The sequence below is a fragment of the Alienimonas chondri genome (assembly GCF_013036045.1).
GTDB classification, from domain to species: Bacteria; Planctomycetota; Planctomycetia; order Planctomycetales; family Planctomycetaceae; genus Alienimonas; species Alienimonas chondri.
Map to the genome: position 1 here is coordinate 1 of NZ_WTPX01000145.1, position 11,424 is coordinate 11,424.

Consider the following 11,424-nt stretch of genomic DNA (forward strand, 5'->3'; position numbering starts at 1 on the left):
ACCCGATCCCCCGCCTCCATGCTCCCCGACACCAATACCCGCGTCCGTCAGAACACGATGGATTCCGTCAACGCCCGCATCACACGCGAGGCGGGGGATCGGGTCGCCCGGCTCGCGCTCGCCGGGCCGGCGGCGATTGACCGCCGTCTGGCTGAATTGGATGCGGAATGGGATACCGAGCGCACCTTGGAGGCGAACGCCTCCACATTGGCCCTCGCGGGGATCGTGCTGGGGGCGACGGTGGATAAGAAGTGGCTGTTCCTCCCCGGGGCGGTCGCCGCGTTCCTGCTGCAACATGCCGTGCAGGGCTGGTGCCCGCCGCTGGAAGTGCTCCGCCGGATGGGCGTGCGGACGGCGGCGGAGATCGATCGGGAGCGCTACGCCCTGAAGGCCCTCCGCGGCGACTTCCGCGGTCTGCCGCAGGCGCCGACCTCCCCCGCCGCCCGCCGAGCGTTCGCCGCGGCGGCTCAGGGGTAGAATCGCGGCGGTCCCTTCCCCGCACCGCCGCCCGATGATGATCGCCGCCCCCGCCACGCCGCTTTCACCCCGGGAGGCCGCTGATCGGCTCCAACAGGGCGGCGTACTCATCGACGTCCGCACCCCGCCGGAGTTCCGCGAAGCGCACGCGACCGGCACCCGCAATGTCCCGCTGGATCGGCTGGATCCCGGATCGTTCCAGAACGAGGGGGACGGGCCGATTCTGGCGATCTGTAAGAGCGGCGCCCGCAGCGGTCAGGCCGTGGAGACGCTGCGGACCGCGGGGATCGAAGCGCTCAGCGTCGAGGGCGGCACGCCCGCCTGGGAGGCCGCGGGGCTGCCGATCGAGCGGGGGAAGAAGTCCATTTCGCTGGAGCGGCAGGTACGCATCGCGGCCGGATCGCTGGCGTTCACCGGGTCCGTCCTCGCCCTGACGGTCCATCCGTACTGGGCTGGCCTACCCGCGTTCATCGGCGCCGGCCTGACCTTCGCCGGCCTCACTGATACCTGTGGGATGGGCATGATGCTGGCGAAGATGCCTTGGAATCGGTGAGGGCCAGCGGGCGGCTGATCCCTCATGCGTTGTTCTCTCACGCGAACGTGGCGAGAACCCATCCCCACGCGGCGAGGGCGATGAACATCCCGCCGAGCCACACCGTCGCCGCGCCGGCGGACGCCGCCCAAGCTCGCCCGCGCGACGTGCCCCGCTCCAACGCGGCCCAGGCGACCACGGTTGTAGAAGCGTGCACCGTGGCGAACGCCCCTATCCAAAGGAGCCAGACGCTTCCGCCCCATAGGCTGATGTCGGCGGAATCGGTCGCCAAGCCCCCCAGAACGACAAGGCCCGCCGCGGCGAACGTCGCCAGACACAACATCATGCCCCCGACGAACGCTTCGCCATAAGGGATCTGCTTTTCGGGGTCCCGGTGGGTGAACCAGCGATCGAAGAACCGCAGCACGATCGCCCCCCATGTGATCGGCACCAAAACCGCTGCCGCCAGCAGGAGAATCGAAAGCAACGCGATGCCGAAATTCACTCCCCCGCTCGCAGCACGGCGTAGACGGCGTCGGCGGGCATTTCCAGCCGGCCGTTCTCAACCGGCAGCGTGCGAACCGGGTGGCCGTTCACGTCGAGGACGACCGCCTCGGTCAGCTGTGGGTTGGCGACCGTGACGGTCAGTTGCGTGTTCGCCAGTCGCAGCGGGGCCTCGCCGATGCGGACGATGCGTTCGCCCTGCACCTCGTACGCCCCCTCTCCTTGGCCCATCGAGAAAGTCGCGGGTTCGGTGCGATAGCCGGTCAACCGGTTCACGGTGACGATCTGCACCAAGACCGCGCGGCTTTTATTCAGATCCGCGTCATCAAGACTGACGACCTGCACGGTGGCGTAGTCGTTCAAGCACTCGATCGTCACGTCGGCCAGTTGGAACAGCCCGCCGGCCTCTTTGAGAAAGCCGGTGACGCCTTGGGCGCGGGGCGCCTCCATCACGCAGACGCGGCGCTTGTAGTCCCACATCAACTCGCCGGTGGCGGCGTGAATCTTCCCGGCCTCGCGATCGATGTATTTATCGAGGTACGGCGAGACCATGTCCTCGCCGGATGCGTCGTCGCCGACGATCTGATCCACGACCGGGCCGACGAGAAACGCCGCCCGCGGAAGCTCTTCGCCGCCGGCTCGCTCGCCGGGCGTCCAATCGGAGCGAAGTTCGGGCTGATCGCGGGCGTCCCCGTAGGTTTCGTCGTCCGTCACTCGGGGCGGCTGCCGGTCGAACACTTCGGCGGCGGGCCGGCGTTCGACGACCACGGGCTCGGCCTGCTTCAGATCGCCCCGTCGATACACCAGCGCCGCGGCGGGGAAGCCGAGCGTTTGGGCGGGATAGCCGTGGCTCCATTTATGCACCGACATTTGATCGCCGGTCCGCCAGAACGGTTTATTGGGGTCGGTCTCGAACCCGGGCGTTTGGAAGGCGAACCAGACCACGCCGTCGATTCCGGTCAGGCTTTGATAGGCGGAGACGAGGAACGGCCCCTCGCTTTGATAGCGATTCGGGTTTTTCCACGCCGTCTCGGTAACGATAAACGGCGCCCCCCGCCGCTGCCGGAAGTTCGTGCACATTTCGAGCGGCTTGCCCAGTACCGATTCGTTGACCAGATAGTGGCCGGGGTCGATGCGATAGCCGTCGTTCTCGCCGGAGTGTTGATAGTCGCTGCCGACGTATTCGTTCTCCGCATCCCAATCGAGCGCGGCGTAGCTATAGCGTTCCAGCCCCTTGAGTTTGGCATCGTTCGCGGTGCGCCAGTTGGTGGCGTTCAACACCTGCTTGCAGCCCAGATCCTCGCGGAGATAGCGGCCCATCTCCGCATAGAAGTCACGTTGATAGCGGGCGAGGAACTCCGCGGAGTCTTTGAGCCGGTTCCGCAGCGCCCCGTCCGCGTCCAGCGTGAGGTCGTACGGTCGCAGCGTGCCCAATCGGCCGTTCTCCAGGTCGTCCAGGTCGTCCTTCCCCTTATAGCCCTCGCCCCACGCCGCCCAGGCTTCGGCGACGGAGCCGTATTTCTCCGTCAGCCACTTCGAGTACGCCTCGGCCAGCAGTTCCCGATAGGGGTCCGGCAGGCGCTGGGCGGTCCAGAACAGCAGGCTGTCTTCGTTGAGAATCTGCAGCATCGCGACCGTCGGATCGTTCGCGATGCTTAGCCCGGTGTGCGGGTTGACGCGGGTATAAAATTCGCGCGTCCAGGTTTTGTAAGCGGTCTGCACCTCGGGCGAGACGTAGACCAAGCCCTCCATCCGCGGCGTGCCGCCGGGCAGGCCCCACGATTTCGGCGCCGCGAAGTGGGCGTAGTAGGGCGAGAGCAGGACGTAGATCCCGTTCTCTTTGCAGCTTTTGATGAACCGATGACAGCCGGCGATCAGTTCGTCGTTGACCTCGCCCAAGGCGTCGCCCTCCTCGTGGGCCGCGACGGTCACGTGCAATCGGCAGAGGTTTACGCCGCGCTTGGCGAGCCAGCGGGCGTGCCGATCCATCGCCGCCGGGTCGAAGCGATGGGCGTCGGTGCCGACCGCCCAGAACCGCACCGGTTCGCCGTCGCCGAGCGTGAACGACATCCCGTCCTCCGAGAGCCGCACGAACCCGCTTTGGCCGCTTTCCGCTTCGTTCAACGACCGCAGATCCAGCAGCGCCTCGGGCGAGAACGAATCCTCCGGCGCCTCGAACGCCCAGGAGTTCTCCTCCGTCAACGGCGTTTCCGCGACGACGGCGTCCGCGGCGGAAACCTCCGACGGCTCAACAAAAATGCATGAAACAAGCGCGGCGGCGAGAAGCGTGGGGGCGGGGCGCGACATGCCCGCGAGCGTACCTACCGGCCCGTATGTATGCACTTGTCGTGATTCGTCCGGCCCGGTGCGGGTTGAACCCCGAGCGTTCGCCCGGAAACGCCCCGCGGGGCGTTTCCCGCGGGGGCGTTCCCGCCGTGCCGTCCCCCAGGCGATCGCGCAGCGCCTTCCCCGCTACGCGCCGGGGCCGGGGTTTTCAGGGTTCTGCCGGTCGGCCGGACGCCGGCCGCCTGTCCCCCACGTTCCCCCGCTCCCTCGCGAACGATGTTTTATCACGACAGCAAGCTGCAGTACCCGGTGAAGGTCGAAACGCCGAACCCGATGTTCGCCAAGTTCCTGCAACAGGCGATCGGCGGCGTCGAGGGCGAGATGCGCGTCGCGTTGCAGTATTTATTCCAGGCCTGGGGCGCCCGCGGTCCGGCGAAGTATCGGGACATGCTGCTGGAAACCGCCTGCGAGGAGCTGGGCCATATCGAGATGCTCGCGACCGCGGTCGCGTTGAACCTGGAAGGAGCCCCGACGGCCATGGTGGAAGAAGCCGCCAAGGATCCGACCGTCGCCGCCGTTCTGGGCGGGATGAACCCCCGGCACGTGCTCTCCACCACCCTGGCCGCGATGCCGATGGACAGTCAGGGCGTGCCCTTCGACGCCAGCCACGTCTACGCCACCGGCAACATCGCCGCGGACATGCTGGCCAACGTCACGGCGGAATCGACCGGCCGGATGCTGGCCGTCAAGCTGCACAACTACACGGACGACCCCGGCATGAAAGACATGCTGAAATATATGATCGCCCGCGACACGATGCACCAGAACCAGTGGCTGGCGGCGTACGAAGAGGTCGGCGGAGCCAAGGCCCACCCGATTCCCAACACCTTCCCGCAGTCCGAGGAGAACCAGAGCGTCAACTACACCTTCTACGGCACGAAGCGGGATCAAAGCCGCCCCACGCAGGGCGCCTGGACGCAGGGCGAAAGCGTCGACGGCAAGGGCACCTTCAAAAGCGAATGGCTCGAACCGATGGGGCAGGAACTCGGTCTGCCCCCCGCCCAGCCCTGGCAGGGCGTGCAGGAGGCGCAGGTCGGCAAATAGTGCGTCAGCGCTGACGAAGACCGCGGCCCCGGACATCTCCGGCGTCCGGGGCTGCGGATCGATCGGAAGGCGGCGTCGCCCCGGCAGGACCGGGACGCTCGTACCAGATCACCCCGAGGTTCTCGCGTTCCTCGCAGGTCAGCAGATCGAGGTCGCCGTCGGCGTCCAGATCGCGCAATTCCAAGAGGTCGAACTTCGTGCCGATCACGCCGGCGGGGCAGTCGATCGTCGGGGTCGCGGTCCACACGGCATCGTTCGGACCGAACCGGAATCGCACGATCGAGCACTTCCGGGACGAATGCTCGCAGGAGACGAATAGTTCCAATCCGCCCACAGCGGAGCGGGTCGCGGCGACGCCTTTGCCGCCGCCGGCGTTCTTCGGCAGGGAGAGCCTGCGAGCCCGCCAGCGATCACCGGTCACGTCGAGCCGTTCATAGAGTGCGACCCCGGCGTCTTTCGCGGCGACGGCGAGATCCCGGTCGCCGTCGCCGTCGAGGTCGCAGACCGAGAGGAACATCGGTTCGAGGTCCGTCCCGCCGACGGCGTGCTCCCGCCACATGGCGGACGCCGGATCGAACTCCAGCCAGACCACGCCTCGCCGCGGACCTTTGCGATCCGTGAGGAGCAGGTCCGCATCGCCGTCGCCGTCCATGTCTTCGGCGACCAGCGACATCGCCCAGCCGACCGGCCGCAGCTGCACGGCTCGCCAGGCGGTCCAATCGCTCGGGTTCTTGCCGGGTCGCCACCATTCGACCGCGGCGCCGGCTCCCTTCCCCGCGGCGATCAGACCACCGCCGTTCTCCGCCGACCACGGCAGGGCGAACATGTACTGCTGCCGCCCGACCGAGTCGCCCAACGGGGTCGTGTCCCAGTTCGCCGACAGCCGCGGGTCGCCGTGGGCCTGATGCACCGACAGCCGTTTCGCCTTCCCCTCAGCGGCGGAGAGAATCTCGAACCGTCCGTCCCCGTCCAGATCGACGGCGACGGCGTCTTCCGGAGACGCGACCCGGCCGACGGTCGCCGTCGGCCACGGCTCGCGCACCCGGTCTGTCGGCGGGGCGAACGCGACGCGGATCTCGCGGCCCTCCTCCCACCCGGTGACGACGTCCTGCCGTCCGTCGCCGTCCACGTCCGCCAACCGCACGCCGTCCGCCCCGCGCGACCCGGCGTCGATTACGTGCCGCGGCCAGACGTCCGCGGCCTCGACCGGCGGGACCGGGAGCAGCGTGAGCAGGAGGGCGGCGAGCATGGTCCCTTTTATTCTTCCAGCGATGCCAGTGCCTCGTCGTCCGGGAACGCTTGGCGGGCCACGGCGAGCAGGATGGGACGCAGGTCGTCGGAATCGTCTCCGCCGACCACCTCCCCGTCGATGACGACCGACAGGATGTCGCATTCAAAACAGTTCCAGATGTCGACCACCGTTCCGTTCCGTCCGGTGAACCGCACCCGGAGGCCGTAGAGCGGTTCGCACGCTTTAGCGACGTCCGGACTGAGCCACCCGGGCGAATCCAGCGCCGCGGCCTGTGCGGCGGGCACCGCGACCGGGCCGGCGACCTCCCGGTAATCGGAGATGCCCTCGGGCAGCGAATCGGGGAGCACCAAGCGTTCCAGCGCTTCGAGGTCGATGTCGTCCGGGTCGGGTAGCGGGTTCGCCGGTTCCAACCGTATCGCCTCCACCGACGCCGGGTCGGCGATCGCCGCCCGGCCGGCGCTGCCGCCGAGCATCTCCGTCAACTCTTCCTGCCCTCCGCAGCCGACCAGCAGCGTGCTGGCGCAAACGAGGGCCAGCCGGGAGGGGATAATGGGGGCGGACATCATTCCGACTCGGCCTCTTGGACAAGTTCTTCGATCCGTCCTTCCAACTCCTCGAGGTCCGGGGCGCCCTCGTAGGTTTCGCGGATGCGGCCCTCGGCATCGAGCAGGAACAACGTCGGGTAGGCGGTGATGCGGTAGCGCTCGGAGATCGGGCCGTTGGGGCCGTCGGCCCAGGTGCGCCAGGTCACGCTGCCGTCTTCGCGGATGTCGCTGAGCGTGGCGGATTCGTCTCCGTTCACGCCGAGCATCACGAACGGGCGATCCTTGTATTTGCGGACGAGCACCCGCTCCTGCGGATACATCGCGGTGCAGGCGGGGCACCAGTCGGCGAAGAAGTCCAGCAGCACGACCTGCCCGCGGAACTGCTCCAGCGACATCGTCTCGCCGTCGGCGTCGGGGCCGGAGATCGCCGGCGGGCGGCGGCCCGCGACGAGGTTCTCGACGACGTACTTCAGCGGGGCGGCGGCCATCTCCAGCGGGGCGCCGTCGATCGTGATGTGGCCGTATTCCTCGATCGTTTCCGTCAGCGCCGCGACGGCCTCGTCGGCCTGCTCGATTGTCGGGTCGGCGATCTCGCCCAGTGCGGAGGCGAGCGCGAACAGGCTCAGACCTTTGACGTCGTCGAACGGGCTGGCCTCCTTCACCCCGCGGAGCAGCGTGTGGGCCTCCGGTCGACTGGAACCGCCGAGCATCAGCGGGACCATCCGCATCTCCGGGGCCTCGGCGTGGTCCCGCAGCAGCGCCTCGCCGGCGGCGGCGATCACGCGGCCCTCGCCTTCGTCCGAGACGATCGTGCGGCCCACCATGATCGCCGCCAGCAGGGCGGAACGGGCGTCCGGCGTGCCCTCGCTCGCCTCGGCCAGTTTCAGCAGTTCGTCGGCGGTTTCGCGGGCGGGATGCTGGTCCCGCAGGCCCATCAAATTGTCAGGGGAATCGATCATGGAGAGGGAGACGGCGAACTCCTCCATCCGCCGCCGATGCCCGGTCAGCACGGCGTCCACCTCCGCGGGCATCGATTCAAAGAAGCTCTCGATCGGCCCGCCGCTGCCGCCCAGGCCGGACGCCTCGATCTGCAGGTCCGCCAGTTCGGTCGGTTCCTCCTCCGCGCGGCGGATCAGTTGCCCCAAATCCCAGGAGGCCGCCGCGAAGCCCAGCCCGCGTTCGCCCACCACCCAGGTGTTCACGCCGATCACCTCGCCCCGCAGGTTCAGCAGCGGGCCGCCGCTGTTGCCGCCGGAGATCGTCGCGTTGGTCTGCACCCACATCTGATCGGTGGGGGAATCGAGGAACCGCCGGGCTTCCTCGGGCAGTTCGTCCGTGCGATGCAGCGCGCCGACGATGCCGGTGGTGGTGGTGAACTGAAACCCGCCGGGGTGCCCGACGGCGACGGTCTCCGTACCGACCGGGGGAAGCATCTCCGCGAGCGGCAACACGACCGCGTCGTCGGGGAGGGATTCCAATTCAAGCACCGCCAGATCGCGTTCGGCGTCCCATCCGCGAGCGCCGACGACGGCTCGTTCCTCGCCGTTGCGGAAGTGGGCGACGGCCCGCACGCCGGCGGAGACGACGTGGAAGTTGGTCGCCACCAATCCCGATTCATCCACCACGAAGCCGCTGCCCAAACCGACCTCGCGGTCCGACTCATCGAACAACGTCAGACGCACCACGCCGGGGGAGACCTTCTCGATGAGGTCGGGAACCGACAGCTCTTCGCCCGGTTCCCGGTCGAAGAGCGTGGCGGGGAAGCGGTCGGCGGCTCCGGCGGCGTCGTCAGACTTCTTGAACGACGCCCGTTCGCTCATCCCGCCGCCGTCGCTGAGGCGGGCGAGGGCGGGGTTTTCCTCACCGCTCTCGCCCCCGCCGAACCAGAAGGCGGCGAACACGCCGGCGGCGATGACGGTCAACGCGGCCCCCGCCCCGCCCAACTTCCAGGCCAGCCCCTTCGAGCCCTCCTTCCCCCGAGACCGGGAGCGCCGCGTACGGGCGACCGGCCGCACGGCGCCGGGTCCGGTAGGCAACCCCGGCACCAGCGGCGTGGCCGATTCGCCCGGCGCCGGCAGCCCGGGCAGGAGTTCGTCAGGCGTCGGCCGGTTGGACGCCAGTTCGCTCCGGGGCGGCTCGCTGAGAGCCGGTTCGCTCGAGTCGACGATGACGGAGGATGCCGCTTCGGAGACTGCGGAGGGCGCCTCCCCGCCGCCGACCACGATCGGTTCGCGGCACTTCGGACAACGGACGCGCTGCCCGAGGCGATCCTCTTTGGCGACGATCGACACGTCGCAGGCCGGACACCGAAACTTCACGCTCATAACCGTTCGGCCGCTGCATGCTCTTGTGAAAGGCGACGGCGCCCGAGCGCACGCCAGAACCCGCGCCCGATCCTAATCGTCGGGCGCGGGCGGAGCGACTGCTGAGTGAGCGGCCGGTTTCATTCGCCCAAGCGGGCGGCGATCGGGAACACGCACGGCGAGCCGGGGGGCTTGTCCCCCCGGCTTGCTGGCCCGCATGCTCAGTCGCCCATGCGGGTGGCGTGCTCGGTGAGTTCGACGAACTCGCCGCGGTAGCCGTGCTCGTCGTCGCCCACGGCGGCTTTAGCCCAGGCGGTGGCGTCGCCGAACTTCGCCGTGCCGGCGTGCTCGCTGCCCCGCAGCAACATGCCGAAGGCGGCGACGGACGCGGCGAAGCGATAATCCTGGCTGGCTTCGTCGAAGGTCGTCATCGCATCGGGCACCGGCACGCTGAACTCCGTCGCCGGGTCGGCCTTCGTGGCGTCCGGGGCTTTATAACGCAGGGCGACCGTCAGCAGTTCGCCGCTGGTCGCGGCGGCGTCGGTCGGGGCGCCTTCGGTTTGATACTTCAAATCCGGCACGTCCGGATCCGGTTCGTCCTCGCTGGTGGGGACGACTTCATAGAGCGCCGTGACCGTGTGCCCGGCGCCGATCTCGCCGGCGTCCTTCTGATCGTCGCGGAAGTCCTCCGCAGCCATCTTGCGGTTCTCGTAGCCGATCAGGCGATAGGACCGCACCGCGGCGGGGTTGAATTCGACCTGAATCTTGACGTCCTTGGCGATCGTCACCAGCGTGCCGGTCAGCTGTTCGACCAGCATCTTTTTCGCCTCGCGGATGTCGTCGATATAACCGTAGTTGCCGTCGCCTTTATCGGCGAGCTGCTCCATTTTCGCGTCCTGATAGTTGCCCGTGCCGAAGCCGAGGACGGACAACGCCACGCCGGACTTCGCCTTCTCCTCGATCAAACTCACGAGGGAACTATCGTCGGAGACGCCGACGTTGAAGTCGCCGTCGGTGCATAGAATCACGCGGTTGACGCCGCCTTTGATGAAGTTCTCCATCGCGGTGCTGTAGGCCAGCTCGATGCCGGCGCCGCCGTTGGTGCTGCCGCCGGCGGCGAGGTTGTCCAGCGCCGCGATAATCTTGTTCGGGTCGTCCCCGCCGGTCGGAGGCAGAGCGAGGCCGCTGGCGCCGGCGTAGACCACGATCGAGACTTTATCGTTCTCGCCCAACTGCTGGGTCAGCAGCGTCATCGCCTCCTTCACCAGCCCCAGTTTATCGGGCGAGTTCATCGAGCCGGACACGTCCAGCAAAAACACCAGATTGCACAGCGGGCGGGCGTCGGTCTCCATCTCGCGACCCTTCAGGCCGATGCGAACCAGGCGATGCTCCGGCGCCCACGGGCAGGTCGCGACCTCGGCGTGCACGGCGAACGGGCGGGGTTCCTCGCCTTCGCCTTCTCCGTTCGGATCACCGGCGGATTCGCTCGGCGGGGCGTAGTCATAGTTGAAGTAATTGACGAGTTCTTCGATCCGCACGGCGCCCGGCGGGGGGAACTGGCCGCTGGTCAGGAAGCGGCGGACGTTGGCGTAGCTGGCGGTGTCCACGTCGACCGCGAAGGTGGACAGCGGCGTGTCGCGGGCGGCGAGAAAGCGGTTCTCCGGGATCGGGGCGTATTGCTCGCGGCTGAAGTCGCCATGCTGATGTGCCAAGTCGAGGCTTTCATTTTGAAGTCGCAGGCCGTCGTCAAGCTTCGATTCGAATCCCTCTGACTTCTCCAGCCCTCGCCGGGTCTCCGCGGCCAGACCCGAGAGCCGATCGGACTCGGCGCGTTCCCCGCCCCGCATTGCCCCCGCGCTCAGCTCCGAGGGGACCGGCGCCGCACTGGGTTCGGGAGTCTCGGGCGCCGGCGTCCTGCTGTCGGTCGCTCCGAAGGCAGAGGCGTCGACCGGCCCGGACATGCCGAGCTGCGCGTCGCCGAAGTCCGCGTCCGAGCCTGGGTCGGCCGCGTAGGAGTCGGCGGGCATGCCGCCGGCAAAACCGCCGCCGCCGATTCCTCCGCCCATACCGCCCAAGCCGTTTCCGATGCCTTCGCCCTGGCCTGCCGAATCAAACGCCATCCCCTCACCCGGCATCGCCCCGCTCATCTCTTCGTTCAAAGCGAACGACTCATCTTCTGCATCGCTGGCCGTCCTGCCCGAGACGCGGCCGTAACGTTCTTCCTCCCAGACCCCGGACGCGACCGCATCCGGAGCTTCTTCGCTGGTCACGGCGATCTCCTCCGCCGACTCCTGACCGCAGCCGCTGAGGGCCGGGGCGAGGGCGATACCGCCCAACAGCGCCAGCGAGGACAGCCCGGCGAGGGGACGTCCTTTCGACCTGACGGACGACCGTGGGACGGGGGAGAGGCGGGGGCGGAAC

9 protein-coding genes are annotated in these 11,424 nt (G+C 68.2%); 3 read left to right on the forward strand and 6 right to left on the reverse strand.

From position 1 onward, the window contains the following. Nucleotides 1-18 precede the first annotated feature (18 nt). Nucleotides 19-477 (forward strand): DUF2892 domain-containing protein, encoded by a 459-nt coding sequence (locus LzC2_RS17250; RefSeq protein ID WP_171189267.1) that lies wholly within the window; start codon nucleotides 19-21, stop codon nucleotides 475-477. Between the two features lie 34 nt (nucleotides 478-511). Continuing rightward, a complete protein-coding gene (locus LzC2_RS17255) occupies nucleotides 512-1,030 on the forward strand; it encodes a rhodanese-like domain-containing protein (protein ID WP_414636420.1) in 519 nt (172 codons plus the stop codon). Nucleotides 1,031-1,067: 37 nt separating this feature from the next. On the opposite strand, the gene LzC2_RS17260 is transcribed toward LzC2_RS17255, so the two are convergent. Then, nucleotides 1,068-1,496, reverse strand: a complete 429-nt coding sequence (locus tag LzC2_RS17260; protein WP_206678767.1) for a hypothetical protein — start codon at nucleotides 1,494-1,496, stop codon at nucleotides 1,068-1,070. Nucleotides 1,497-1,510: 14 nt separating this feature from the next. Then, nucleotides 1,511-3,820, reverse strand: coding sequence for an alpha-amylase family protein (locus tag LzC2_RS17265; RefSeq protein ID WP_171189270.1), 2,310 nt, complete (start codon nucleotides 3,818-3,820; stop codon nucleotides 1,511-1,513). Between the two features lie 255 nt (nucleotides 3,821-4,075). Between LzC2_RS17265 and LzC2_RS17270 the strand changes: the two genes are divergently transcribed. Continuing rightward, nucleotides 4,076-4,903: a manganese catalase family protein gene (locus tag LzC2_RS17270; protein ID WP_171189271.1), complete on the forward strand. Its 828-nt coding sequence runs from the start codon at nucleotides 4,076-4,078 to the stop codon at nucleotides 4,901-4,903. A 4-nt stretch (nucleotides 4,904-4,907) separates the two neighbouring features. On the opposite strand, the gene LzC2_RS17275 is transcribed toward LzC2_RS17270, so the two are convergent. From LzC2_RS17275 to LzC2_RS17290, 4 genes are all read right to left on the reverse strand, one after another. Then, nucleotides 4,908-6,152 (reverse strand): FG-GAP repeat domain-containing protein, encoded by a 1,245-nt coding sequence (locus tag LzC2_RS17275; protein ID WP_171189272.1) that lies wholly within the window; start codon nucleotides 6,150-6,152, stop codon nucleotides 4,908-4,910. An 8-nt stretch (nucleotides 6,153-6,160) separates the two neighbouring features. Further along, the gene (locus LzC2_RS17280; RefSeq protein ID WP_171189273.1) at nucleotides 6,161-6,718 is read right to left on the reverse strand and encodes a hypothetical protein; all 558 of its coding nucleotides are present in this window, start codon (nucleotides 6,716-6,718) and stop codon (nucleotides 6,161-6,163) included. Beyond that, nucleotides 6,718-9,018 (reverse strand): trypsin-like peptidase domain-containing protein, encoded by a 2,301-nt coding sequence (locus LzC2_RS17285; RefSeq protein WP_206678768.1) that lies wholly within the window; start codon nucleotides 9,016-9,018, stop codon nucleotides 6,718-6,720. The genes LzC2_RS17280 and LzC2_RS17285 overlap by 1 nt, the downstream gene beginning before the upstream one ends. A gap of 206 nt (nucleotides 9,019-9,224) precedes the next feature. Further along, the coding region (locus LzC2_RS17290; RefSeq protein ID WP_206678769.1) for a vWA domain-containing protein at nucleotides 9,225-11,424 on the reverse strand (2,200 nt) is incomplete at its 5' end.